Raw genomic sequence first — 25,127 nt, forward strand, 5'->3', positions numbered from 1 at the left:
CATACGCCAGCCCCGTTCAGGATGCCAACAAGACGGCTCAGTCCGCCGGTACGGCGCCAGCCGCGAACTGCCCCCATTCCGCCACGAACGTATCCCTGAACTCGCGCAGCCACGCCACGCGCGTCTGCGCCAAGCGGCGCGCCGCCTCAGTCTGCATCGACGCCGGCAACCCCGCCAGCTTGCATTCGATGTGATCCAGCGCATAGGCCTGGTCGTTCAGTTCCCGGTCATGCCCCAGTGGATCCGACGGATGCGCGAACGCCGAGCCCATGCGGCCAGCCGTGTAGAACAGCCGCGCCAGGCCCACCGCCCCCAACGCATCCAGCCGATCCGCATCCTGCACGATGGCGGCTTCGATGCTGCGCGGCGCGATGCCGGCGGAGAAGCTGTGCGCCTCGATGGCATGGCACGCCACCGGCAGTTTGTCGGCGGGAAACCCGATGTCGGCCAGCTTGCGGCGGGCCAGTTCGGCGGCCATGCGCGAGGCCTGGGCACGCTCGGGGTGGTTCTTGGGCAGATTGACCAGGTCGTGCAGGTAGCAGGCGGCCTGGACCGCCAGCGCGTCGGCCCCGGGATGCTCGGCCAGCAGCATGGCGGCCACGTTCCAGACACGGTGCAGGTGGTTCAGATCGTGCGCCCCGTCGCCATCGGCCTGCTCGGCGGCGATGGCGATGAAGCGGGAGGTCCAGTCGGGGGAATCGGTGTGCATGGAAGAATTCTGGCCATCCGGACCGGCGTGCCCCATTGGGGGCCGCGCGTCGTCCAGGCCCTATGGCGGCCTGACATCTGTATAAAAACACAGCATACACCGTCCCGCCGATCGGGTTAGGCCCGGGGCCGGACACCTGACGGCGCCCCGGTTACCTCGCGCAACCGCGCCCGCTCGGCATCCAACGCCAGCGCGGTTTGCGCACGCAGCAGCGCCACCTCGGCCTGATGCAAGGCGGCAGCCTGGAAATCGGCATCCCCCATCCGTGCCAGCGCCAGCAAGGACTTGCGCAGGCGCAGTTGCACCTCGATCAACCCGGCGCCATCGCGCGCCAGCGTCAGGAAAGCATCCTCGAACAGATCGGCGGTCAGCAACGGCGCCACGTGCACGCGGGGATACGTGACGTCGGCGTCCGCGATCGTCTGGCCGCCGCTAGCCCAAGCGCCGAGCAACCGCGTGGTCCTGCCGATCACGTCGATCGCCGTCCCCGTGTCGTTGACGGCCGCGGACAAGGCCCGTGAGCCGATCTCGCTCATCACCGCCAGCCCGAAGCGCGGATCCTGGTCGAAGTCGCGCTCGTCGCCAATGGCGAAAGCGGCCAGAAGAGCGTCGTAGGCCGGCTGCGGATCGTCCCCCGCCGGATGCGGTCCCACCCATGCCAGGACGGAGTCCGGATAGACGAATGCGCCCGGATTCAACGGCACGAAAACATCGGCGTCGAGCGTCTGGCCGCACCGCGCCAGCGCCGCCATGTCGATGTGCTGGAGGTAGCCGATGGACTGGGCGTACACGGGCGTCGCCGAGGCCGGCACCTCGTGCTCGGGATCCCGGAGCGGCACGCCGCCCAGGTAGGGTTCCTGCAAGCGCTGCTCGATGGCCCGTTTCGCCGCCTGCTCCACCCGGCTGGTGGTCTCGCCCACGCGTCCGAGCCGCGTCAGGTGGTCGATCCAGCGCAGCAACGAGACGACGATCAGCACGATGATGCCGATGGTGACCACGAACAGGATCGCCCGGCCGCGATCGCCGTAGGCCCCGGTTTTCAGCACCACGATGCCCACGATGCTGAACAGGAACGAACCGATGAACGTGGACAGCACGTTCTGGGTCACCCGGTCTTCCATCAGCAACCGGGTGGCGCGCGGCGTGACGTTGCTGGTGGCCGAACCATACGCCGACACCATGACGCTGAGCGAGAATGTGGTGACGGTCAGCATGCTGGACGCGATGATGGCCAGGATGCTGTCGACCGCGTCGGCGCGGATGGTGCCGGGAATCTCCCAGGGCACATAACGCTGGATGACGGCGGCCAGCACCGCGGTCGCCACGCCCAGGATGCCGATCAGCGTGGCACGCACCCACAAGCGGCGTGTCACGCGCGCCAGCATCCATCCCCATCGCGTCGTCATGACCGGAGTCCCCCGCCTATCGTCGAGAAATGCAGGGGTCCGATGTTAGCAGCGCGCGGCGGGATCCCGGCCTGCGAGCGCTCAGGCGTGCATGTACGCCCAGCCTTCCTGCTGCCGGCGCGCCAGGTGCAGCACGGCGGCGGACACCACCGTCAGCCCTTCCGGCGCCTGCAGGCCGCCCGCGGCCAGCGTGTTCGCGCACACGGCCAGATGCGTATCGGTGGCGTCCGGCTGGGCCAGCGCCGCGGCCACCGCGCCCGCGTTCACCACGATTTCCACCTGTGCCGACGGCTCGGCCTTCAGCAGGTTGGCCGCGTTGCGGCGCGCGCGTTGCAACGCTTCCGGCGTGGAAGCATGGATCAGCAGGCGGATGGGTTGGGGTTCAGGCATTCTGCAGCAGCTCGGTAACGGTCGCGACATCGCGCGCGAAGGACGCACCGACCCGCGAACGTGGCCGCGGCTCGGCGATGTCCAGTGTACCCACCACCGAGGCCGGGTGCCCGCCCAGCACGACCACACGGTCCGCCAGGAACACGGCTTCCTCGATATCGTGCGTGACGAACAGGACGGCCGCGCCCGACGCCTCCCACACGCGGATCAGTTCGGCCTGCAGATTGCGGCGCGTGATGGCGTCGACCGCGCTGAAGGGTTCGTCCATCAGCAGCAGGTCGGGCTTGACGGCCAGGGCGCGGGCGATGCCCACGCGCTGCGCCTGTCCGCCCGACAACTGGTGCGGCCAGCGGCGCTCGAAGGCCGCCATGCCCGTCAGCGCCAGCGCCGCGCGCACGCGTTGCTGGCGGTCCGTCTTGGACAGCTCCAGCCCTTCCAGGCCATAGGCCACGTTGGCATCGACGCGGCGCCACGGCATCAGCCGGCCGTCCTGGAACACCACTGCGCGTGGCCGGCGGTCCGGCGCGCCCGTGCCATGAAAACGCACCGTGCCGCCGCCCGGCTCGGTCAGGCCAGCCGCGGCGCGCAGCAGCGTGGACTTGCCCACGCCCGAGCCGCCCACCACCGCCACGAAGCTGCCCGCCTCGATGTCCAGCGACAGCCCGCGGATCACCGGCGCCTGCGCGCCCGGGTGGGTGTACGAGAAATTCTCGAAAGCCATCACGGACGCCATTGCAGCACCCTCTTCTCGGCTTGCACGAACACCAGGTCGCACAGCGTGTACACCAGCGAAATCGCCAGCATGTAGACCACCACGACGTCATAGGCGCCCACGCCCGCCGCCGCGTTCATTTCCTGGCCCATGCCGGGCACGCCCAGCAGCTCGGCCGCGATCAGCGTCATCCAGGCCTGGCCGATGCCGGCCCGCACGCCCGCCAGCGCGCCCGGCGCGATGGCGGGCAGCGTCACCGTCCAGGCGCGGGCCGCATAGCCGCCATGGCCGAAGGCGCGCGCCAGTTCATAGAAGCGCGGCTCGACGTTGCGGACCGCGGCATAGGTGGCGAAATAGTTCAGCCAGAACACCCCGATGGCGATGACGAAGGCCGCGCCCGCGTGGCTGACCTTGAACCAGGCGATGGCGAACACGACCCAGGCCAGCGGCGGAATCGGCCGCAGCACGCGCACCAGATAGGCCTGCAGCATGTCGAAGCGGTGCAGCGTGGCAGCCGCCAGACCGAAGAAGACGCCCAGCACCGTGCCCAGCGTCAGCCCCCAGAAGTAATGCACCAGGCTGGACATGGCGGCCGGCCACAGGCGGCCCGACTGCCATTCGCGCGCCAGCGCGCCCGGCAGGGCGAAGGGATCCGGCAAGGTGCCGCGCGGGGCCCATTCCCAGGCCAGCGCGGCTTTCCAGAAGGCCACGAACAGCGCGATACCCAGCAGCCCGTAGAGCGCGCGGCGCAGGCCAGGCAGCCTGGGGGCAGCCGTGGCCGGCGCCCGGCTCGCCAGCGTGGCAGCGGCCTGGCTCATTGGACGGCCTTGGCCGCGGCCTCGTAGAAGCGGGTATCGAACAGCTGCGCGATGTCGGCGCGTTCGGCCTGGGTGCCCAGTTCGGCCTGGAAGTCCTGCAGTTGCCCGGTCGGCTTGATGATCACGCGCGGATCGGCCTCGAACTGATCGTGCGAGTTGCGGATGGCCTGCTGCACCAGCGCCGGATCCAGGCGGCCGCCGCCCACGTACTTCTGCACGTAGCCCGATGCCTTGGCTGGATCGTCACGCAGCAGCTTGCTGGCGTCGATCTGCGCGCGCACCAGTTGCTGCACCAGTTCGGGATGCTCGGCAATCAGCGTCTCGCGCACCACCAGCACGGCGCCCGGCTGCTTGGGAAACAGTTGCGAACCACGGGCCACCACGCGCGCCTCGGGCACGCGGCGCTGCACGGTGCTGGTGGTCGGCTCGAGCACCGCGCCGCCATCGATGGCGCCGGTCGTCAGCGACTGCTGGATCTGCGCCTCGCCCTGGTAGATGAAGTCGATGTCGGCCGGATTGGCCTTCAGCGCTTTGCGGATCCAGTGCTGCAGCGCCGCCTCGGGCACGGCGCCCTTGGGATAGCTGGCGATCCTGGCCTTGCGGCCCTTGTCCTTGGCGAAACGCGCAAAAGCCGTCGACGGGTCGCCCGAGGCGAAATACGGCGCCAGTTCGCCCAGCGCCACCACGCTGACCTGCTCGACGATGTTGGACGCCACCACCTTGATGTCGGCGCCCTTGGCCCGCGCCACCAGCGCGGGGCCGATGCCCACGTACGCCACGTCCAGTTGGCCGGCGATCAGGGCCTGCGTCATCGCCGGGCCGCTCTGGAACGACACCAGCCTGGGCGCGGGCGCACCGGCGGGCTGCAGCGTGCCGTTTTCCAGCGCGACGAACAACTGGGCATCCGGCAGGATGGGCAGGTAGCCGATTTCCAGCGCGGGACCGGCGGCCGACGCGGCCAGGGAGACGCTGGACAGCCCTGCGGCCAGCAGCGCGGCGGCGTACAACTTGCGCAACATGATTCTTTTCCTAGTGCGGGAGGTGAGACAGGCCAGTCATGGACGTGGCTCTTGATTTCTTATGATTCTAAGAAAGTTAGAAAAAAGAATTAATAATTTTTAGTTATATGCTTAGGTCGTGATGCTGGCGCAAACTCCCCGGCCCGCGCCGCAAACGCCTCTTGCATCCCTCAGGCCAGGCGGCGTACAACCCGGCAGAGATTCCCGCCACCTGCCGCCTTCCGGCTGGCGCCCCGTTCGTTGGAGCCTTCCATGTCGTACATGCTGCTTATCGTCGAACCCGTCGGCCAGCGCGCCGAACGCACCGAAGAACAAGGCCGCGCCGCCTACGCCGCCATGGTCGAGTATGGCGAGGCCCTGCACGAGCGCGGCAAGCTGGTCGATGCGCGTTCGCTGGCCTCGACCAGCGAGAGCGTGCGCGTGCAATCGCGCGAGGGCCGCGCCACCCTGCTGGACGGCCCCTATGCCGAGGCCAAGGAAATGATCGGCGGCTTCTTCCTGCTGCAGAACGTCACGCGCGAGGAAGCCATCGCCATCGCCCAGGAATGCCCCGCCGCCCAATGGTGCACGGTCGAGGTGCGCAAGCTCGGGCCCTGTTTCGAGTGACGGCGATTAAGGGTTTTCCCTGATTTCATTCCGCACGTGTCGATCTGGCCGCATGCCATCCGTCGTGTCCATGAAAGCCGCGATCCCGCGGCCCTTTCGGATCCCGAGGAGATTGCGACATGCGCTACCTGATCATCGTCAAGGCCAGCCCCGAAAGCGAGGCCGGTCTCATGCCCGAAGAGCCGCTGCTGGCCGCCATGGGCGTCTATCACGACGAACTGGCCCGCGCGGGCGTGCTGCTGGACGCCAGCGGCCTGCGCCGCACCGCCGAAGGCTGGCGCGTGCAATACGACGGCGAGGATCGCCGCCGCGTGATCGACGGCCCCTTCGCCGACAGCAAGGAGTTGATTGCCGGCTACACCCTGATCCAGGTCCGCACGCCCGAAGAGGCCCTGGAATGGAGCAGGCGCTATCCCAACCCGCGCGGCGCGGGCAAGGAGTGCGCCATCGAAGTCCGCCGCGTGTTCGAGCTGGAAGACTTCCTGCCCGGCCCCGCCATCGAGCCGTCCAATCAGATCGACCACGCGCGCGCCTGAGCGCTCCTTTCCTGCAAGCGAGACACACATCATGCCCAAGCAAATCTTCGTCAACCTGCCCGTGGCCGACCTGGACAAGTCCGTCGCCTTCTTCACCGAACTGGGGTTCAGCTTCAACCCGCAGTTCACCGACAAGAACGCCACCTGCATGATAATCGGCGAGAACATCCACGCCATGCTGCTGGTGCGCGACTACTTCAAGACCTTCTGCAGCAAGCCCGTCGCCGACGCCAGCAAAGCCACCGAAGTGCTGATCGCGCTGAACTGCGACAGCCGCGCCGAGGTCGAGGCCATGGTGGAAAAGGCCCTGGCCGCCGGCGCCACCGCGCCGCGCAAGGCGCAGGACCATGGCTTCATGTACCAGCACGGCTTCGACGACCTGGACGGCCATGCGTGGGAAGTGTTCTACATGAATCCGGAGGCCATGGGCGGCGCGCAATGAGCCGGGAAGCTGCCAACCGCGCCATCGAGGCGGTCTGGCGCATCGAGGCCGCGAAGGTCATCGCGGGCGTCGCACGCCTGGTGCGCGACGTCGGCCTGGCCGAGGAACTGGCGCAGGACGCGCTGGTGAGCGCGCTGGAGCACTGGCCGCAAACCGGCGTGCCCGACAACCCCGGAGCCTGGCTGATGACCACCGCCAAGAACCGTGCGCGCGACATGCTGCGCCAGCAGACGCTGCATGCGCGCAAGCACGAGGAACTGGGCCACGACCTGGCGTCGCGCAGCGAGCACGTCGAGCCGGATTTCGTCGAGGCGCTGGACGCGAAGCGGCAGGACGACATCGGCGACGACCTGTTGCGCCTGGTCTTCACCGCGTGCCACCCGGTGCTGTCGGCCGACGCGCGCGTGGCGCTGACGCTGCGGGTGCTGGGCGGGCTGTCCACCGCCGAGATCGCGCGCGCCTTCCTCGCGCCCGAGCCCACCATCGCGCAGCGCATCGTGCGCGCCAAGCGCACGCTGTCGGCCGCCCGCGTGCCTTTCGAAGTGCCGGGCCCGGATGAGCGGGCGGGACGCATGGCCTCGGTGCTGGAAGTGATCTACCTGATCTTCAATGAAGGCTATTCGGCCACGGCGGGCGAGGACTGGACGCGGCCAGCGCTGTGTACCGAGGCGCTGAGGCTGGGCCGGATATTGGCCGGGCTGGCGCCCGAAGACAGCGAGGTGCACGGGCTGTGCGCGCTGATGGAGATCCAGGCCTCGCGCCTGAATGCGCGCACGGATGCGCAAGGCAGGCCCATCCTGCTGATGGAGCAGGACCGCAGCCAGTGGGATCGCCTGCTGATCCGGCGCGGGCTGGCGGCATTGCAACGCGCCGAGGCATTGGGCGGGGCGCATGGCCCGTATGCGCTGCAGGCGGCGCTGGCGGCCTGCCACGCGCGCGCGGCGACGGCGGCGGATACCGATTGGCCGCGCATCGTGGCGCTCTACGATGCGCTGGCGCAGGTGGCGCCATCTCCCGTCGTGGCGTTGAACCGCGCGGTCGCCGTGGGCATGGCGTATGGCCCGCAAGCCGGGCTGGACTGCGTGGACGATCTGGCCGCCGATGCGGCCTTGAAGCACTATCATTGGTTGCCCAGCGTGCGCGCCGATCTGCTGGCCAAGCTGGGCCGCCGCGAGGAAGCGCGCCAGGAGTTCCTGCGCGCCGCGGGCATGACCCGCAATGCCACGGAACAGCAGATGCTGGAGCAGCGCGCGCGCCAGATGCTGCAGTAGGGCCTGTCAACGCCAAAAGGAGCCTGGCACAGGCGGGGTGCGAACGGAAACGCACGCCAGGCTCCTTTTGGCGTTGACAGGCACTAGCTCAGGCGGGCGCGGTCTTCACCGCGCCGCGCCCGCTCCTTGCCCCCGCACGCACGCGGCCCGAACGCCAGGCGATCCAGCCCAGCAACGCCGCCAATCCCAACGCGTAAAGATCGAAGGCCGCCACGGCCCATTGCCCGCGCGCAATGCTGCCGGGCAATCCCAGCCCTCCCGTCGCGGCGTTCAGCACGGGCAAGCCCGCCAGCAGCAGCGCGGCCAGCGCCAGCGGAAGGCGCCACGCCTGCCGGTACGGTCGCACCAGCGCCCACAGCACGCACAGGCCCCACGCGATGAAGAACCCCTGTTCCTCGGCCCCCGCGCGTCCGGCAATGCCGGCGGGCACCAGCCGGTTCATCCAGAAATACGCCGCCACGGCCATCGGCGCGCCGCCCAGGATGCCCGCATTGATCACCTGCACCAGCCGCTGGCCGAAGGTGGGCCGCTTGCCCGATGGCACGCGCTTGTTCACCCATAGCAGTTGGCCGCTGACGACCATCGCCGTCCCCAGCAGGCCACAGAGCCACAACAGATTGCGCAGCAAGGCATCGGCATAGCGGCCGCGGTGCACGGCCTGCAGGCTTTCATAGACGACCACCGCGGCGCCGGGTGGCGCGCCTGCGCTGGCCACGAGCCGTCCCGACGCATCGAACAGCCGTTGATCGTCCGCCTGCACCGGCCCGCCGCCGCGCCGCCGCACATCGAACCTCGCATGCGAGGTATTGGGATCGATCACGACGATGCGCGCCACGCCGTCCTCGCCCCACGCCTGGCGCGCCTGCGCCAGCACGCCCGACAGGGCCTGCTCCAGTGGCACCTGCGTGGCCGCCGCATCGGCCTGCTTCGCATCGGGCGCCGCCATGCGGCCGCGGATGTCGGTGCCGACGACGGGCCCCGGCAACGACGGGTTGGCCCAAGGCATGATGCTGGGTCCGGTCAGCAGCATGCCGCTGAACGCCATCACCAGATAGAACGGCAAGGCCAGCACCGCCGACACCGCGTGCCCGTCCATCCATGAGCGCGCGCCCTTGCCCGGCCGGAACGTGAAGAAGTCGGCGAAGATCTTCTTGTGGATGATGATCCCGCATATCAACGCCACGAACATCACCGCGGCGGCGAAGCCGATCAGCGCGCGCGCCCACAGGCGCGGCATGCCGTACAGGTGCCCATGCAGGTGATAGAAGAAGTCGCCGCCTTCGGTGGCGCGCACGGCCAGCGCCTGGCCCGATCCGGCATCCAGCGTGACGCGGGTGACGGGGCCGCGCGGTTCCTGATTGCGCCAGGCGATCTCCATGCCGCTGTCGCGCGGCCCTGGCAGGTCGATCCACCAGCGCGTGGCCTGCGCCGCCTGCTGCTGCAAGTGCGCCAGTCCCACCGACGCGGCATCGGCGGACTCGGTCACGCGATGCGCCTCGGGATGCATCCACAGCGTGATTTCTTCACGCACGTAGCTCAGCGAGCCCGTGAAGAAGATGATGAACATCAGCCAGCCCAGGATCAGGCCTGACCATGTATGCAGCCAGGCCATCGCCTGCCGCAACCCTTCGCGCTTGCCATCGGCTCTCATGCCGCTACTCGATCCATGCTGGGTCGCCCGGTGGCGATCGAACGGCCCGCACGAAGACCCGCGCAATGCTGCCGCGAGGGAGTGGCGTGCCGCTGCTAGCCGCCCCCTGGACGCTATTGAGACTCGTTGCCATTGATTATTTCATAGTTCCGGTCTTCCGCCGCAGGCAGCGGGCTGGCAAGCCGCGGCAAATCGCGGGCGTTCAGCCCCCCGACAACTCCAGCGCCATCGCCGTGGCCTCTCCGCCACCGATGCACAGCGCCGCCACGCCGCGCGTCAGGCCGCGCTGCCGCAGCGCGTGGATGAGCGTGACGAGCAGCCGCGCGCCGGTCGCGCCGATGGGATGGCCCAGGGCGCACGCCCCGCCATGCACGTTCAGCCGATCGGCGGCAATGCCCAGGTCCTGCGCCGCGGCCATCGCCACCACGGCAAAGGCCTCGTTGATCTCGAAAAGATCCACATCGCCCACCTGCCACCCCGCGCGGTCCAGCACCTTGCGGATCGCGGGAATCGGCGCGGTGGTGTACCACGCGGGTTCCTGGCTGTGCGTGGCGTGCGCCCGGATTTCGGCCAGTATCGGCAACCCATCGCGCACCGCCAGCGAGCGGCGCGTCAGCAGCAGCGCGGCCGCCCCATCGGCATTGGCGGAGGCGCTGGCGGCGGTGATCGTGCCATCGGCGCGGAACGCGGGCCTGAGCGACGGGATTCTGTCCGGTGAGACCCGCAGCGGAATCTCATCCTGCGCGACCAGCGTGTCGCCACCCTTGCCAGGCACGGGCACAGGAACGATCTCTTGCGCGAAGACATTGCCTTGGACGGCGTCACGCGCGCGTTGCAGCGTTCGCATCGCGTAAGCGTCCTGCTGGACGCGGTCGAAGCCATAGGCCTGCGCGGCGGCCTCGCCGAAATCTCCCATGGGGCGGCCAGCCTCGTAGGCATCCTCCAGGCCATCCAGCGCGGCATGGTCATACAGCCTGTCATGTCCGTAGCGATAGCCGCCCCGCGCCTTGGCCAGCAGATACGGCGCATTGCTCATCGATTCCATGCCGCCCGCAAGCACGACGTCGGCGGAGCCCGCGCGCAGCACGTCGTGGGCCAGCATGACGGCCTTCATGCCCGAGCCGCACACCTTGTTGACGGTGGTGGCGCCCGCCGCATCAGGCACGCCCGCCGCGCGCATGGCCTGGCGCGCGGGCGCCTGTCCGGTTCCGGCCGGCAACACACAACCCATGAATCCCTCATCGACCCGAGCGGCATCGATGCCCGCGCGCTGCAACACCTCGCGCAGGGCAAGGGCGCCCAGCGCGGGCGCGGGAACCGGCGCCAGCGCGCCCTGGAAACGGCCCAGCGGGGTACGCGCGGCCGCCACGATCACGATGGGATCTTCATTCGTCATGCTGCACTCCTTGTGAAAAAGGCAATGGGCGAATGCACCGCACAGGTGCGTCGCGATGCATCCCCTTGTTGGGGCGATGTCGGGCACGAAAAATGCTCGGTCCCGATAAATAAATGATGATTATCATCATAAAGACTTGGCATGTGCTCGACAAGCCGCTCGAACGTGGGCTTTGCCAGGCTCCGCACCGTTGCCGGGCATGCCCCGAAGCCGTGCGCTCCCCAGGCTGGGCAGCCCAACTGAGCCGCTCACCAACTGCGTGAAAACCGCCTGATCGCACATATGCAAAGCTTTTTTTCTTCGTTCGCATATGCGCATCGCATCCCTAGAATCGTCGAGGTGTAAGCGCACTTCATCACTTCTGTGAGCCGCTCAACGCAGCGATGAGAAAGCCCCACGGCGATGTCAGACATTCAACTTTCCGCCCTCGACGCCCATGCCGAATCCGATGATTCGGCAGCCTCCCTGAGCGCTGGCGACGATGCCTACGTACGCATCCGCCGCGACGTGCTGTCGTGCCGGTTGCCGCCCGGGGCTTTCGTCACCGAGCCCGAACTGATGGCGCGCTACGGCATCCGCAAGACCAGCTGCCGCATCGCCTTGACGCGCCTGGCGCAGGAAGGCTTCGTGCGGTCGCGGCCGCGCAAGGGGTATCAGGTCTCGCCCATCCTGCTGCGCGACGTCGAAGAGGTCTTCACGCTGCGCGTGCAGTTGGAACCCCTGGCCGCGCGGCTGGCCGCGGGCCGCGCCGACATCGCCAAACTGCGCGAGTTGGAGGCCGCCTGCCGCGTGCAGCACCCGGTGTTGCAACTCACCGACCAGATCGGCGTGTTCATGGATGCCAACAAGGCTTTTCATCTGGCGGTGGCCGAGGCCAGCGGCAATGCGCGGCTGCACCGCACGCTGGGCCAGTTGATGGACGAGATGTCGCGCCTGGTGGCGCTGGGCTTCGGCGTGCAGAAGACCAAGCCCGAGATCAAGCATGACCACAACGCGCTGATCGAGGCGTTGGCGGAGGGAGATGGCAAGCGCGCGGAAACCATTGCGCGCCGCCATATCGAGACATTCCAGGCCATGACCCTGGAAAAACTTTACGCCAGCCTGGCGGAGACCGGCGCGGCGATTCCCGTCAACGGACCAGGAAGCTGGCGATGAATGCACTAGCCGCTCATGCGCAGGCCACGCCTGCCTCCCTTCGCACCCCGACCCCGGCCATGCTGCGTGTCGAAGGCGTCTCCAAGCGTTTCGAGGGCCTCGAAGCCCTGCGCGACATCTCGTTCGATGTCGGCCGCGGCGAGGTCGTCGCCCTGCTGGGCGCATCCGGCTGCGGCAAGAGCACGCTGTTGAACATCATTTCCGGCGTACTGCCGCGTGACGAAGGCACGCTGGAGATCGACGGCCAATCCGCCGAGCGTTTCCGCGACTGGCAGCGCATGGCCTATCTCTTCCAGGAGGACCGCCTGCTGCCCTGGCGCAGCGTGCGCGACAACGTGGCCTTCGGCCTGGAGGCCCAAGGCGTCCTGACGACCGAACGTCACCGCCGGGCGGATGCCGCTCTGGCAATGGTCGGCCTGGCCGGCTTCGAGAAACACTGGCCACACCAATTGTCCGGCGGCATGCGCAGCCGCGTGGCGCTGGCGCGCAGCCTGGTCATCGACCCCGACATCCTGCTGATGGACGAACCCTTCTCCAAGCTGGATCCGCACACGCGCACGCAGATGCATGAAGAACTGCTGCGCATCCAGGCCATCAAGGGTGTGACCGTGCTGTTCGTCACGCACGACGTGGAAGAGGCCGTGGTGCTGGCCGACCGCATCGTGCTGCTGGCGCCCCGGCCGGGCCGAGTGCGCGAGATCGTACCCGTGCCGCTGCCCCGGCCCCGCGTGCCCACCGACCGCGACGTCGCCGAACAGACGCGGCTGCTTCGACTGAAGGTGCAGCCATGACCGCCGCCACGATGACCCACCATCCCGTCGCCCGCATCGGACTGCTGGTCGCCCAGCGCGCCGCTCTGGCCGCCATCTTCCTGCTGATCTGGTTGCTGGCCGCGCAACGCATGCCCGCCTTCGTGCTGCCCGGACCCGAGCGCGTGCTGCAGGCGCTCTGGAACCTGACGCGCACCGACAGCTTCCTGCACGACATCGGCGTGACCATGTCGCGCGTGGTCACCGGCTTCGTGCTGGCCGCGCTGGCCGGCACGCCGCTGGGCCTGGCGCTGGGTTCCAGCCGTGCGCTGGCGCGCTTCTTCGAACCGCTGCTGGCGGTGATGAACACGGTGTCCTCCGCCATCTGGGCCGTGTTCGCCATCATCTGGTTCGGCATCTCCAACGCCACCACGGTCTTCGTGGTGTTCATGACCGCCATGCCGCTGATCCTGACCAACGTATGGCAGGGCTCGCAGAACGTCGACCGCCAGCACGTCGAGCTGGCCCGCAGCTTCCGCATGTCGCGCTCGCAGGTGCTGCGCAAGATCTACCTGCCCAGCATCCTGCCGTACTTCTTCTCGGGCGCGCGCCTGGCCTTCGGCTTCGGCTGGCGCGTGTCGCTGGTGGCCGAGACGCTGGGCTCGTCCGATGGTATCGGCTACCGCCTGCGGCAGGCCGCCGACCTGGTGCAGACCGACCAGGTGTTCGCCTGGACGCTGCTGCTGGTGGTGCTGATGCTGCTGATCGAAAGCGGGATCTTGAAGCCCCTGGAACGCCGCCTGTTCCGCTGGAAACCTCTTTGAAAGCACTGGGAGTGCAGATCATGAAACTGAAGAAGACCCTGTCCGCGGCGCTGGTCGCCGTCGCCGCCCTCGCCTCGGGCGCCGTCCATGCCGCCGATCGCGTGCGCATCGGCTACTGGAGCAGCGGCGTCAGCCTGGGCTTCGGCGCCGTTCTCGAGGCCACCGAGTTTCTCAAGCAACAGAACCTGGACGTCGAGTTCGTGCGCTTTCCCGACGTGAACGCGCCACTGCGCGCACTGGCGTCCGACTCCATCGACCTGGCCTACGGCGCGCCGGCGGCCGGCGTTTTCAGCAGCGCAGCCGAAGGCGTGCCCATCAAGATCTTCGCGGCCACGCAACCCGCCGACGTGCAGTTCGTCGTGCCCGAGGGCTCGCCCATCAAATCGCTGGACGAATTGCGCGGCAAGAAGGTCGCCATGTCGCCCGCCGGCAGCTCGGTGGCGGTGATCGCCGGCGCCGTGCTGGCGGGCAATCACAGCATCAAGGCCGGCGACTTCTCGCTGGTGGGCGGCAATGAATCGCGCCTGGCACAGTTCCTGGCGCAGAAGCAGGTGGACGCCGCCGCCTTGCGTTCGGTCACCGTGGCCCAACTGACCGATCTGAAAGTCACGAAACTCGGCAGCTTCGCCGACGAATGGCGCCGCCTGACCCAGTCCGACTCGGTGCCCTACATCGGCATCGGCGCGGTGCGCAGCGATTTCGTGCAGGCCCACCCCCAGGTGGTCGCCCGCACGATCGCCGGCATGCGCAATGCGCTGGCCTGGGCCCAGAGCCACGACGCGGAAGTGGTGAACATTCTGCAGAAGTCAGCCAATCTGCCCGAAAGCGATGCCAGGGTGTACGCCGGGCAGTGGAACCAGATGTACCGCATTTCGTTCGAGCCGGCCGATCTCGAAACCCTCAAGCGGCAGCATCGGGTATTCGCCGAAAGCGGCCTGATCAAGGGCGAGTTGAAGAGCGACCTGTTCGCCACCGGCCCCTGGCAGCAATCCAAATCCATCAAGTAACGCCCTCACAGACAAGGAATTCCCATGAGCAAGACGATGAAAGCGCTGGTGCTCGACCAGCACGGCGACCTGGACCAACTGCGCGTCGTCACCGACAAGGCTGTGCCCGCCGTCACCGACGGCCACGTGGTGATCCGCGTGCGCGCCTCCTCGTTCAACTACCACGACGTGTTCACCGTGCAGGGCATGCCGGGCATCAAGGTGCCGCTGCCCGTGGTCATCGGCCTGGACATGGCTGGCGAGATCGTCGAGGTGGGCGCGGGCGTCGACGGCTGGAAGGCCGGCGACCGCGTGCTGGTGAATCCGCTGAACAAGGCCAAAGGCCTGATGGGCGAGATGCTGGACGGCGGCATGGCCGAGTACTGCCTGGTGTCGGCCGGCCAGTTGATCGCGCTGCCCGAGAAGGTCGGCTTCGACGACGCGGCCGCCCTGCCCGTGGCCTACGGCACGGCCCACCGCATGCTGATCACGCACAACACCGTCAAGCAGGGCGACCGCGTGCTGATCCTGGGCGCCAGTGGCGGCGTGGGCACCGCGTGCGTCATCCTGGCCAAGCTGCTGGGCGCCGAAGTCATCGCCTGCGCCGGCAGCGACGCCAAGGCGCAGGCCCTGAAGGAACTGGGCGCCGATCACGTCATCAACTATCGCGAGACCGATTTCTCGAAGTGGGCCATCGGCCAGTACGGCAAGCCGCAGCGCCGCAACTACGAGGGCGGCGTGGACGTCGTCATCAACTTCACGGGCGGCGACACCTGGGTGCCGTCGCTGAAGTGCTTGAAGCGCGGCGGCACGCTGCTGGTGTGCGGCGCCACTGCCGGCCACGACCCCAAGGAAGACCTGCGCTACGTCTGGAGCTTCGAGCTGAACATCCGCGGCTCGAACAGCTTCTACGACGACAACCTGAAGGCCCTGCTGGACATGATCGCCGAAGGCACCGTCAAGCCGCTGATCGACCGCGCCGTGCCGCTGGAAGGCGCGGCGGCCGGCCTGGCCCTGATCCGCGACCGCGAAGTCCTGGGCAAAGTCATCGTCAATCCTTGACCCCCCCGAAGCGCTGCGCGCCTCCCCCCAGGGGGCGACGCCGGAGCACCGGGCGCATGCGTCGTGCTTGCCGCTTGGCGGCATGCGTGAACCAGTAATTTATGAAGAGAATTCCATGAGCGAAAACACTGTTCCTTCCACAGAAGACATCCAGGCGCGGCTGACGCGCGGGCCCTATCACCAGTGGCTGGGCATCGAGGTGGTGTCGGTGTCCGAAGGCGAGATCGAGCTGCGCGCGAAGTGGCGCGAAGAGTGGGTGGTGAACCCGGACAAGCGGTATACGCACGGCGGCATCCTGGCGGCGCTGGTGGACCTGACGGCGGATTGGGCGCTGGTGTCGTATACGGGGCGCGGCGTGCCCACCATCGATCTGCGCGTGGATTATCACCGCGCGGCGATGCCGGGGGACCTGACGGCCCGAGGCAAGGTGGTGAAGTTCGGCTCGCAGATTTCGGTGGCCGAGGCCCAGGTGTATGACGCCGACGGCAAGCTGCTGGCCAGCGGCCGCGGCGCCTATTCCACCGCCACGCTCAAGGCCTGAGTCCCCCGGAAACCCAGCACAAGGCAGCACCATGAACCGCGCCCGGAACCTAGGCGATCTCATCGACCGTTCAGCCGACCCCCAACGGGTCGCGCTGATCGGCGTGGACGCCGACCTGAACGAGACTTCCTGCACCTACGCCGAGCTGGACGAGCTGGCCGAAGGCGTGGCGCAGGCCCTGCGGGAAGGCGGGCATCCTCCGGGGGCGCGCATCGCGCTCCTGGCCGCCAACTCGGTGCGCTATGTCGCCGCCGTGCTGGGCATCATGCGCGCCGGACTGGTCGCGGTGCCCGTCAACTTCAAGTTTCCGGCGGCGACCATCGCCTATGTGCTGGCCGACAGCGGCGCGCGTCTGGTGCTGCACGACCCGGCGCGCCAGGACAGCGTGCCGCCGGGGCTGGACGCGGTGCCGCTGGACGGCGACGGCTTCCTGCGGTTCCTGCGGCCCGGCCACCAGCCCGTCCATGCACCGGCGCCGCGGGAAGTGGCGCTGATGCTGTACACCTCGGGGTCCACCGGCAAGCCCAAGGGCGTACTGCTGTCCCATGAAAGCCATCTGTGGACCGTGGACGCGCGCCGCCAGGCCACGCCGCTGGCCGACGAACGCGCGCTGATCGCCGCGCCCCTGTATCACATGAACGCGCTGGCGCTGGCCTTCCTGTCCATCGCCAGCCATGCCACGACCGTGCTGCTGCCGCAGTTCACGGCGCAGGCGTATATCCGCTGCATCGGACGCTATCGCTGCACCTGGCTGACGGCCGTGCCGCCCATGATCGCCATGATGCTGCGCGAGCGCGACCTGCTGGCGCGGACCGACCTGTCCTCCGTCAAGGTCATCCGCATGGGCTCGGCGCCCGTCAGCGCCAGCCTGCTGGCGCAGATCCACGCCATGCTGCCCAATGCCCGCGTCATCAACGCCTATGGCACGACCGAGGGCGGGCCGGTGGTGTTCGGCCCGCATCCCGATGGCCTGCCCACCCCGCCCATGTCGATCGGTTACCCGCATCCTCAAGTATCGGTGCGGCTGTCGCGCGGCGTGGAAGACGGTCCCGGCCAGGGCATGCTGGAAATGAAAAGCCCCGGCCTGATGCTGGGCTATCACCAGCGGCCCGACCTGAAGCCGCCCTTCACCGAGGACGGCCACTACGTCACGGGCGACGTGTTCCGCCGCGACGACGACGGCTTCCATTATTTCGTGGGCCGGCGCGACGACATGTTCGTCAGCGGCGGCGAGAACATCTATCCGGGCGAGGTCGAGAAGATCATCGAGACCCACCCCGGCGTGCAGCAGGCCTGCGTCGTGCCGGTGCCCGATGACATCAAGGGGGCAAAGCCGGTGGCCTTCGTGGTGCCGCGCGCGGGCGCGCATCTGGCCGAGGACGAGATCCGCCAGTACACGCTGGCCAATGCCGCCGCCTACCAGCATCCGCGCCGCGTGTGGATCGTGGATGCGCTGCCGCTGGCTTCCACCAACAAGCTGGACCGCAAGCGCCTGCAGGACGAAGCGCTTGCCCTGGTGAGCGCATCGCCCGCGGCCCGCCCCGGAGAAACCGCATGAGCCCGGCCGGCCATCGGCGGCAACGGCCCGCGCCAGGCGCCCCGCCCGCGGCGCATGCGCATGGCGGTCCCGCGCTTATGCGAAATCCGCACATCCATACAAGCAAGCGTTCCTTCTCGCGATGTCCGCGCACGCTCATCATCGCGGGTCGGCCGCGCAGGCCGCATGCAAGCACCATCCACTGAATCCGAGCACGAACGAATCGAGGCAATCATGATCCACAAACCCTACACCCGCCGCCTGGCCACGCTGGGCGCTGCGCTGCTGCTGGCGGGCACGGGCGTCGCCGCGCAAGCGGCAGACGAGGTCACCGTCGGCCTGGCCATTCCGCTGACCGCCGACAGCGGTGGCGTCTACGCCCTGGGCAATGAACTGGGCTTCTTCAAGGAAGAGGGCCTCTCGGTCAGGACCATCGTGTTCCAGGGCGCGGGCGCGCTGCTGCCGCAGGTGGCGTCCAAGAAGATCACCGTGGGCTTCCCCCTGCCGGAACCCGTGCTGGGCTCGTACGAGACCGGCAAGACGCCGCTGCCCGTCACCTACTTCTACAACGCCACGCCGGCCAACGAGATCGAACTGGCCGTGCGGGAAGACAGCGACATCAAGACCATCGCCGACCTGAAAGGCAAAAAGATCGGCGTGGGCGCGCTGACCTGGGGCACCATCCCCAGCACCCGCGCGCTGCTGCGCACGCAGGGCCTGACGGCAGGCAAGGACGTCGACATCGTCGCCGTGGGCGTGCTGGGCTCGGGCTTCCTGGCGCTGCGCCAGGGCCGTGTCGACGCGCTGAACTACAACAGCATCTGGCACGCCATGCTGGAGCAGACCGGCACCAAGATCCGCCGCCTGCCCTACCCCGACACGTTCCGCCGCATGAACAGCAACGGTTTCGTGGCGCACCAGGACACGCTGAAGAACGATCCGCAGCTGCTGGCCCGCTTCGGCCGGGCCTACACCAAGGCGCTGGTGGCCTGCGACGCCAACCCGACCCTGTGCGTGGAAGCCTTCTGGCGCCTGCAGCCCGAGTCCAGGCCCAAGGACGGCGACGCCGCGAAGAACCTGGAACAGGCCGCCTCGCTGGCCAAGCTGCGCATGTCCAAGGTGTTGCGCACGCCCGAGGGACAGCCGCGCGTGGTGGGCCAGTTCGACCTGCCCGTCATCAAGAACTTCGTGACGGCCATGCATGAAGCGGGCGAGTTCAACACCGACCAGATTCCGGTGGAACGCATCTTCGACAACTCGCTGGTGCCGGAATTCTCGAAGTTCGACGCCGCGGCCGTGCGCGCCAAGGCACAGGCGGCCAAATGACGCAATCCGACCGCGAGGCAGGCGACGCCATGCTCGACACGCAGCGCCTGTCGCTGGTCTACCGCACGCGGCGCGGCGCCATCGAGGCGCTGCGCGACGTGGACCTGCGCATCGGCGCGGGCGAGTTCGTCACGCTGCTGGGCCCGTCGGGCTGCGGCAAGTCCACGCTGCTGAAGATCGCGGCGGGCCTGCTTGCGCCCACCTCGGGCGTCATGGAGATTGCCGGCGAGCCGGTGCGCGGGCCGCGTCCCGACATCGGCATCGCCTTCCAGAAGCCCACGCTGCTGCCCTGGAAGACCGTGCTGGCCAACGTGATCGTGCCGGCCGAGACGCTGGGGCAGGATCTGGACCAGGCCCGGCAGCGGGCCCGCGAACTGCTGGCGCTGATGGGCCTGCAGGCCTTCGCCGACAACTATCCCAACGAGCTGTCGGGCGGCATGCAGCAGCGCGTGGGCCTGGCCCGCATGCTGCTGCGCGATCCGCGCCTGCTGCTGATGGACGAGCCCTTCTCGGCCCTGGACGCGCTGACACGCGAACACCTGATGCTGGAATTGCAGCGCGTGTGGATGCGCGACCAGAAATCGGTGATGTTCATCACGCACAGCATTCCCGAGGCCGTGTTCCTGTCGGACCGCGTGCTGGTGATGTCCGCGCGCCCGGGCCGCATCGTCGAGGACTTCCGCATCCACCTGCCGCGCCCGCGCAGCATGGACACCATGGCCACGGCCGAGTTCGCCCAGGCCTGCCAGCACCTGCGGCAACATTTCTCCCACTGAATCATGCGACGCCTATTGGACCTTACCTATCCCCTGGTCACCCTGGCCGTCATCCTCGTGGTGTGGCACTACGGCGTGATCGCGTTCGACATGCCTGACTACGTGCTGCCCGGCCCCCAGGCCGTGTTCCGCGCACTGGTCGCGGGCTTTGCCGACGGCACGATCTGGCCGCACATCGGCTACACGGTCTACGCCACCCTGCTGGGCTATGCCATCGGCAGCGTGCTGGCGCTGGTCTTCGGCGCGCTGCTGGCCGAATCGCGCACCTTCGAGAAGTTCGTCTATCCCGTGCTGGTGGCGGTGCAGGCCACGCCCAAGGTGGCGCTGGCGCCGCTGATCCTGGTCTGGTTCGGCTTCGGCATCGCCTCGAAGGTGGTGTTGGTGGTGCTGATCTGCTTCTTTCCGCTGTTCGTCAACACCATCGTCGGCATCCGGCGCGTGGACCCGGACCTGATCGATGCCTGCAAGGCCTTCTCGGCCAGCCGCTGGTACCTGTTCCGCCACGTGAAGCTGCCGGCCGCATCGGGCGACATCTTCGCCGGGCTGCAGATCGGCATCTCGCTGGCTCTGATCGGCACGGTGGTGGGTGAACTGGTGTCGTCCGAGGCAGGGCTGGGCTACCTGATCGGCTCGTCGGCGGTCAACATGAACGTCAGTACGATGTTCGCGGCGGTGGTGCTGCTGGCCGTCATCGGCATCATCGGCACCGAGACCGTGCGCCTGGTGCACCGGAAAGTGGTGTTCTGGGAAGCGGAGCGCGCCGAACGGGCGCGGACCTCGCAAAGCTGAGGCTTGCGCCTGCGGGCGGCAGGCTTAGCCGGCCACGGCAAAAAGGGTCTTCAGCTCACGCATGGCCGCGGGCCTGGGCTGGTCGAGGACGTCCGTCTGAATCCGGTAGATCAACGACGCAAATGAAATCGCCCCGGGAGGTTGAACTTCCCGGGGCGATGCACGCCCAAATCCTTCCGAACAAAGTGTCTGCAGTTACGCCCTATCGGCTTGCCAAGACGGCCGCCTCACCGGTCTCGAACGGCCCAACCGCCCCGGAGACCGAGCGCCAATCGTCAGCGCGCCGCCCGCCGCTCCACCGCATCCTTCAGAAAGCGCAGCACGCCCTGCCAGGACTCGGCGTTGGCCTGCGCGTTGGCCTGCGCCGTGCCGCCGCCCGTCAGCACGATGCCGGACACCGCGTGCGGCTTGGCGATCTGTGTGGTGGGCACGTTGGGGGCCTGGATGGCATGGCCCGCTTCCGGATAGTCCAGGTGTTCGACGTGATGCGCATGCCCCGCTGCATGCAGCGACTGCGCCACCTCGCGCGAATAGGCGCTGGACGGCCAGTAACCGTCATCGCCGCCGGAGATCAGCAGCACCGGGCCGGCGATGCGCTCGACGGGAATGCGCGCGCGGGCCACGGCGGACGCATCGCGCTGCGCCTCGACGAAAGCCTGCGCCTGGCGGCGCGGCTCGGGCAGGCTGTCCACCGCCGACCAGTCCTGCGCGGCGTTGTCCTGCCAGACGTGCGCGACGGGCTCGCCGCGCAATATCCACGTGGGCGCGAAGCGGCCCTCGCCCGGACGGCCCGCGTTCAGTACGCCGTGCACCACCGAACTGGGCACGTAGCCGATCACGGCCGAGACCAGTTCAGGAAATGTGGCCCCCAGCAACAGCGACAGCTCGCCGCCGCGCGACTGGCCCGACACGGCGATGAAGCCATGCGCCGGCTTCACGTTGTCGCGCAGCCATTGCAGGCCCTTCTCGAAGTATTCCAGCGGCGTCTGCGAGATGTGCGAAGGCAGGCCCGGGGCGCCGAAATAGCCCAGCGCGAAAGCCGCGTAACCATGCGAAGCCAGCAAGGCCGCGCGGGATTCGTTGATGCCGCCGCCCGAGCCGTTCATCACCACGATGGCAGGGTGCGGTCCGGGCGTGCCCGGCGTATACAGCGAACCGACCAGGCCGTTCTCGCGCACCTCGCGCCGCGTGACGCCCTCGGCGGCATACTGCTGCGTCAGGGTGGCCTGCGCAGAGGCATCGCCCGCCACCGCCTCGATCTGCACGATCACGGCTTCGCCCGGACCGATGGCGTCGGGCAGGGGCGCGGCGGCTGCGGCACGCGTGGTGGTCAGCGGAGATTGGGACCACAGCAGGCCGTTGGTATCCACGCCCTGGTAGCTGCCCGACAGCGGCTCGGCCGCCGACAGATCCAGCGCCCCGTCGGCATCGGTACGGAACACCGCGCCGCTCTGCCACAGGCCGCCATCCGCCTGCCGCGACGTGGCCGTCACCTGGACCTCGGCGCGCGGCGGAAAGCCGGTCAGGGTGATGCGGCGGGAAACGTCTGAAAGCGCAACGGCAGGGGTGATGTGTACGGCGGGCATGATGATCCGGAAATCCTGAAGAGGCGGTGGAACGAGCCACGCCGCATACACGCCGGCAGGATCGGGCGCGCGCGGCGGCGCATCATTGTCCCGCAGCGCATGGCGCGCCACGGACGAAACATCGGACTTTCTGGCTATGAACTCATAGCCAGGAAAGAATACCGCGTACCGCCCCGCCATGACGTATCAGAGCTTTGCGACGGCCACTTCGGTCGCCTTGACGAAGGCCAGCACCTCCGTGCCGACCTGCAGGTCGAGCTCCTTCACGGAACGCGTGGTGATGACGGACGTGACAGTGCCCGCGGGCGTCTCGATGTCCAGCTCGGACAGCACGGGGCCGTGGACGATCTCGCGGATCTTGCCGCGGAACTGGTTGCGGGCGTTGATGACGGGGGTGCTCATGGTGTGCTCCGGGTAAACGTGGGAAAGATTTCAGCAATGGCGCCCTGCCCGCCGCAATGCGGACGAGGCAATGGCCATTACCTGGCCGCGCTCAGCTTGCGCTGGTCGTCGGTCTTGACGAAGCCGGCGAACGATTGCTCGGTCACGGCCAGGAACTCGCGCGAACGGTAGGCCGCCGCGATGTCCTTCACGAAGGGTTTCTCCAGATCGGCGGTGCGCACCGCCACCAGGTTCTGATAGGTGGGCGTGGTGTCTTCGAGCGCCAGGGCCGAGGTCAGCTTCAGGCCCGAGGCCAGCGCGAAGTTGCCATTGATGAACGAGAAATCGGTGTCATCCAGCGAACGCGGCAACTGCGCGGCCTCCAGCGGCACCAGCTTCACCTTCTTGGGGTTCTGCGCCACATCCTTCTCCGACACGGTGATCGGGTCATAGCCCTGGCGCAGCGTGATCCACTTCAGTTGTTCCAGCACCACCAGCGCGCGCGCCTGGTTGGTCGGGTCGTTCGGCAGGGCCACGCTGATGCCTTGCGGCGCGGCCTCGATACTCTTGTATTTCTTGCTGTAGATGGCGATGGGCGCGGTCGGCACCTTCACCAGTTCGGACAGGGCCAGGTTGTTCTTGGCGCTGAAGTTCTTCAGGTAGACCTCGTGCTGGAACGCATTGGCGTCCAGCGAACCTTGCGCCAACGCGAAATTGGGCTGCACATAGTCGTTGAACTCGACGATCTTCACCGTATAGCCCTGCTTTTCGAGAATGGGCTTGATGCCCAGCTTGATCTGGTCGCTGTACGGCCCGGCGGTGGCGCCGAACACGATCTCGCGCTTGTCGGGGTCGGCCGCCATTGCGGTGGCCGCCATCGCCGCCAGCACGCCGGCGGCCAGCAGGGTCTTCAGAAGGGATTGCATGCCATTCTCCGTAGGGCGCCGCCGTCCCGGCGGCAGGAATCATTCATCCACGCTTGTCGATGCGGCGCGCCACCGTGGTGCCGGCGAACTGGAGGATCTGCACCAGCACCACCAGCAGCGCCACGGTGATGACCATCACATCGGTCTGGAAGCGGTAATAGCCGTAGCGGATGGCCAGGTCGCCGATGCCGCCGCCGCCCACCACGCCCGCCACCGCGGAATAGGAAAGAAAACTGACCGACAGCACCGTCAGGGCCAGCACCAGGCCCGAACGCGCCTCGACCACCAGCACGCGCCACACGATCTGCCACTCTGAGGCGCCGGCCGCGTGGGCCGCCTCGATCACGCCGCGCGGCACTTCGCGCAGGCATTGTTCGACCAGCCGGGCGAAGTACGGGATGGCGGCGAACGACAGCGGCACGGCCGCCGCGGTGGGGCCGATGGAGGTGCCCGCGATGATCCGCGTGAACGGCACCAGCGCCACCAGCAGGATGATGAACGGGAAGGAACGCACCACGTTCACCACCCAGCCCACGCCGCGATGCACCAGGGGATGCGCCAGCGATTGCCCCGGGCCGGTCAGGAACAGCAGCACGCCCAGCGGCCCGCCGATCAGGAGGGAGGCCGCCAGCGCGATGCCCAGCATCAGGAAGGTCTGCCCGCAGGCCACGGCCAGTTCGGGCAGCAGTTGCACGAAAGTCTCGACCATTCAGGCCACCTCTTCGTAGGGATGCGCGGCTTCGCGGACCAGTTCCCGGCCAAGTGCGGTATGCAGCGTGACGCCGGCCCGCGAGATCTCGGCCTGCTCCACCACCCTGCCCGCTTCCATCACCGCCACATGGCGGCACAGGGCACGCACGACGGCCAGTTCATGGGTGACGATCACGATGGTCACGCCCAGCCGCTGATTGATGTCGCGCAGCACGCCCAGCACCGAGCGCGTGGTCTCGGGGTCCAGCGCCGAGGTCGGCTCGTCGCACAGCAGCACCGCGGGTTCGCTGACCAGTGCCCGCGCGATCGCCACGCGCTGTTTCTGGCCGCCCGACAACTGCGCGGGGTGGCTGCCGCGCTTGTCTATCAACCCCACGATCTCCAGGCAGCGCGCCACGCGCGCATCGATCCGCTGGCGGTCGCGCACGCCGTGCACCCGCAGCGGAAAGGCCACGTTGTCGAATACCGTCAGGTTCTGCAGCAGGTTGAACTGCTGGAAGATCATGCCGATGGATTGCCGCGCACGGCGTAGTTCGCGCTTGCGCAAGGTGGTCAACTCCGTGCCCGCCACCTGCACGCGCCCGGTGTCTGGCCGCTCCAGCAGGTTGATCAGGCGCAGCAGCGTGGACTTGCCCGCGCCGCTCTTGCCGATGATGCCGAAGGTGTCGGCCGCACGGATCGACAGCGACACGTCGCGCACCGCGTCGAAGCTGCCCTCGCGGCCGACGTAACGCTTGCTGACGCGGTCCAGTTGAATCAGGGGTGGCGGCGCGATCGGGGCGACCGACGGGGCCAGGGACAGGCCGTGTTCATGCATGGGAG

The 25,127-nt window shown here is 68.1% G+C and carries 27 protein-coding genes; 14 read left to right on the top strand and 13 right to left on the bottom strand.

The genetic code is table 11. The annotated features are described in order from the left end of the window. Nucleotides 1–37: 37 nt before the first annotated feature. The 6 genes from A7W11_RS15915 to A7W11_RS15940 all read right to left on the bottom strand — a co-directional run bounded on the left by A7W11_RS15915 (nucleotide 38) and on the right by A7W11_RS15940 (nucleotide 5,054). Nucleotides 38–709 carry an HD domain-containing protein gene (locus A7W11_RS15915; RefSeq protein WP_156523114.1) on the bottom strand — a complete coding sequence of 224 codons (672 nt, stop codon included), beginning with the start codon at nucleotides 707–709 and terminating at the stop codon, nucleotides 38–40. A 116-nt stretch (nucleotides 710–825) separates the two neighbouring features. Beyond that, the gene (locus A7W11_RS15920; protein ID WP_173678823.1) at nucleotides 826–2,115 is read right to left on the bottom strand and encodes a DUF2254 domain-containing protein; all 1,290 of its coding nucleotides are present in this window, start codon (nucleotides 2,113–2,115) and stop codon (nucleotides 826–828) included. A gap of 81 nt (nucleotides 2,116–2,196) precedes the next feature. Beyond that, nucleotides 2,197–2,505 carry a DsrE family protein gene (locus A7W11_RS15925; protein WP_066414987.1) on the bottom strand — a complete coding sequence of 103 codons (309 nt, stop codon included), beginning with the start codon at nucleotides 2,503–2,505 and terminating at the stop codon, nucleotides 2,197–2,199. Next, nucleotides 2,498–3,226: an ABC transporter ATP-binding protein gene (locus tag A7W11_RS15930; protein WP_412778733.1), complete on the bottom strand. Its 729-nt coding sequence runs from the start codon at nucleotides 3,224–3,226 to the stop codon at nucleotides 2,498–2,500. The genes A7W11_RS15925 and A7W11_RS15930 overlap by 8 nt, the downstream gene beginning before the upstream one ends. Then, nucleotides 3,226–4,035 (bottom strand): ABC transporter permease, encoded by an 810-nt coding sequence (locus A7W11_RS15935; RefSeq protein WP_082887278.1) that lies wholly within the window; start codon nucleotides 4,033–4,035, stop codon nucleotides 3,226–3,228. Before A7W11_RS15935 ends, A7W11_RS15930 begins: the two co-directional genes overlap by 1 nt. Next, complete coding sequence (locus A7W11_RS15940) at nucleotides 4,032–5,054, bottom strand: ABC transporter substrate-binding protein (RefSeq protein ID WP_066414998.1); 1,023 nt, start codon at nucleotides 5,052–5,054, stop codon at nucleotides 4,032–4,034. The genes A7W11_RS15935 and A7W11_RS15940 overlap by 4 nt, the downstream gene beginning before the upstream one ends. A 252-nt stretch (nucleotides 5,055–5,306) precedes the next feature. Here A7W11_RS15940 and A7W11_RS15945 point away from each other — a divergent pair, with 252 nt between their 5' ends. The 4 genes from A7W11_RS15945 (at nucleotide 5,307) to A7W11_RS15960 (ending at nucleotide 7,909) form a co-directional block, all read left to right on the top strand. Beyond that, the gene (locus A7W11_RS15945) at nucleotides 5,307–5,660 is read left to right on the top strand and encodes a YciI family protein (protein ID WP_066415001.1); all 354 of its coding nucleotides are present in this window, start codon (nucleotides 5,307–5,309) and stop codon (nucleotides 5,658–5,660) included. A 119-nt stretch (nucleotides 5,661–5,779) separates the two neighbouring features. Beyond that, a complete protein-coding gene (locus tag A7W11_RS15950) occupies nucleotides 5,780–6,196 on the top strand; it encodes a YciI family protein (RefSeq protein ID WP_066415003.1) in 417 nt (138 codons plus the stop codon). Between the two features lie 31 nt (nucleotides 6,197–6,227). After that, nucleotides 6,228–6,638: a VOC family protein gene (locus tag A7W11_RS15955; RefSeq protein ID WP_066415008.1), complete on the top strand. Its 411-nt coding sequence runs from the start codon at nucleotides 6,228–6,230 to the stop codon at nucleotides 6,636–6,638. Further along, on the top strand, nucleotides 6,635–7,909 hold the full coding sequence (locus A7W11_RS15960; RefSeq protein WP_066415011.1) for an RNA polymerase sigma factor: 1,275 nt from the start codon (nucleotides 6,635–6,637) through the stop codon (nucleotides 7,907–7,909). The genes A7W11_RS15955 and A7W11_RS15960 overlap by 4 nt, the downstream gene beginning before the upstream one ends. 88 nt (nucleotides 7,910–7,997) lie before the next feature. On the opposite strand, the gene A7W11_RS15965 is transcribed toward A7W11_RS15960, so the two are convergent. Both A7W11_RS15965 and A7W11_RS15970 read right to left on the bottom strand, forming a co-directional pair. Next, a complete protein-coding gene (locus A7W11_RS15965) occupies nucleotides 7,998–9,560 on the bottom strand; it encodes a PepSY-associated TM helix domain-containing protein (RefSeq protein WP_066415013.1) in 1,563 nt (520 codons plus the stop codon). A 202-nt stretch (nucleotides 9,561–9,762) separates the two neighbouring features. Then, a complete protein-coding gene (locus A7W11_RS15970; RefSeq protein ID WP_066415022.1) occupies nucleotides 9,763–10,956 on the bottom strand; it encodes an acetyl-CoA C-acyltransferase in 1,194 nt (397 codons plus the stop codon). A gap of 402 nt (nucleotides 10,957–11,358) precedes the next feature. Between A7W11_RS15970 and A7W11_RS15975 the strand changes: the two genes are divergently transcribed. The 10 genes from A7W11_RS15975 (at nucleotide 11,359) to A7W11_RS16020 (ending at nucleotide 20,701) form a co-directional block, all read left to right on the top strand. Further along, entirely contained in the window at nucleotides 11,359–12,111 is a 753-nt protein-coding gene (locus A7W11_RS15975; protein ID WP_066415033.1) for a GntR family transcriptional regulator, read from the top strand. Further along, entirely contained in the window at nucleotides 12,108–12,902 is a 795-nt protein-coding gene (locus A7W11_RS15980; protein ID WP_066415038.1) for an ABC transporter ATP-binding protein, read from the top strand. Before A7W11_RS15975 ends, A7W11_RS15980 begins: the two co-directional genes overlap by 4 nt. Beyond that, the gene (locus A7W11_RS15985; RefSeq protein WP_066415041.1) at nucleotides 12,899–13,684 is read left to right on the top strand and encodes an ABC transporter permease; all 786 of its coding nucleotides are present in this window, start codon (nucleotides 12,899–12,901) and stop codon (nucleotides 13,682–13,684) included. The genes A7W11_RS15980 and A7W11_RS15985 overlap by 4 nt, the downstream gene beginning before the upstream one ends. A gap of 20 nt (nucleotides 13,685–13,704) precedes the next feature. Continuing rightward, nucleotides 13,705–14,691, top strand: a complete 987-nt coding sequence (locus A7W11_RS15990) for an ABC transporter substrate-binding protein (protein ID WP_066416098.1) — start codon at nucleotides 13,705–13,707, stop codon at nucleotides 14,689–14,691. 36 nt (nucleotides 14,692–14,727) lie between these two features. Next, entirely contained in the window at nucleotides 14,728–15,732 is a 1,005-nt protein-coding gene (locus tag A7W11_RS15995; RefSeq protein ID WP_218188610.1) for a zinc-binding dehydrogenase, read from the top strand. 115 nt (nucleotides 15,733–15,847) lie between these two features. Continuing rightward, nucleotides 15,848–16,273 carry a PaaI family thioesterase gene (locus tag A7W11_RS16000; RefSeq protein WP_066415048.1) on the top strand — a complete coding sequence of 142 codons (426 nt, stop codon included), beginning with the start codon at nucleotides 15,848–15,850 and terminating at the stop codon, nucleotides 16,271–16,273. A gap of 31 nt (nucleotides 16,274–16,304) precedes the next feature. Further along, a complete protein-coding gene (locus A7W11_RS16005) occupies nucleotides 16,305–17,831 on the top strand; it encodes a class I adenylate-forming enzyme family protein (RefSeq protein WP_066415054.1) in 1,527 nt (508 codons plus the stop codon). A gap of 213 nt (nucleotides 17,832–18,044) precedes the next feature. Next, nucleotides 18,045–19,136: an ABC transporter substrate-binding protein gene (locus A7W11_RS16010; RefSeq protein ID WP_066415058.1), complete on the top strand. Its 1,092-nt coding sequence runs from the start codon at nucleotides 18,045–18,047 to the stop codon at nucleotides 19,134–19,136. Then, nucleotides 19,133–19,912, top strand: a complete 780-nt coding sequence (locus tag A7W11_RS16015) for an ABC transporter ATP-binding protein (protein ID WP_066415061.1) — start codon at nucleotides 19,133–19,135, stop codon at nucleotides 19,910–19,912. The genes A7W11_RS16010 and A7W11_RS16015 overlap by 4 nt, the downstream gene beginning before the upstream one ends. Before the next feature lie 3 nt (nucleotides 19,913–19,915). Then, complete coding sequence (locus tag A7W11_RS16020) at nucleotides 19,916–20,701, top strand: ABC transporter permease (RefSeq protein ID WP_066415064.1); 786 nt, start codon at nucleotides 19,916–19,918, stop codon at nucleotides 20,699–20,701. Between the two features lie 275 nt (nucleotides 20,702–20,976). On the opposite strand, the gene A7W11_RS16025 is transcribed toward A7W11_RS16020, so the two are convergent. From A7W11_RS16025 to A7W11_RS16045, 5 genes are all read right to left on the bottom strand, one after another. Beyond that, nucleotides 20,977–22,287 carry an acyl-CoA thioesterase/bile acid-CoA:amino acid N-acyltransferase family protein gene (locus A7W11_RS16025; RefSeq protein ID WP_066416101.1) on the bottom strand — a complete coding sequence of 437 codons (1,311 nt, stop codon included), beginning with the start codon at nucleotides 22,285–22,287 and terminating at the stop codon, nucleotides 20,977–20,979. Between the two features lie 186 nt (nucleotides 22,288–22,473). Beyond that, nucleotides 22,474–22,689 (bottom strand): TOBE domain-containing protein, encoded by a 216-nt coding sequence (locus A7W11_RS16030; protein ID WP_066415066.1) that lies wholly within the window; start codon nucleotides 22,687–22,689, stop codon nucleotides 22,474–22,476. A 77-nt stretch (nucleotides 22,690–22,766) separates the two neighbouring features. Continuing rightward, nucleotides 22,767–23,594, bottom strand: a complete 828-nt coding sequence (locus A7W11_RS16035; RefSeq protein ID WP_066415068.1) for a MetQ/NlpA family ABC transporter substrate-binding protein — start codon at nucleotides 23,592–23,594, stop codon at nucleotides 22,767–22,769. Nucleotides 23,595–23,637: 43 nt separating this feature from the next. Then, nucleotides 23,638–24,303, bottom strand: a complete 666-nt coding sequence (locus tag A7W11_RS16040; protein ID WP_066415070.1) for a methionine ABC transporter permease — start codon at nucleotides 24,301–24,303, stop codon at nucleotides 23,638–23,640. Then, complete coding sequence (locus A7W11_RS16045) at nucleotides 24,304–25,122, bottom strand: methionine ABC transporter ATP-binding protein (RefSeq protein WP_066415073.1); 819 nt, start codon at nucleotides 25,120–25,122, stop codon at nucleotides 24,304–24,306. Nucleotides 25,123–25,127 lie beyond the last annotated feature (5 nt).

The organism is Bordetella ansorpii (genome assembly GCF_900078315.1).
Classification (GTDB): domain Bacteria; phylum Pseudomonadota; class Gammaproteobacteria; order Burkholderiales; family Burkholderiaceae_B; genus Bordetella; species Bordetella ansorpii.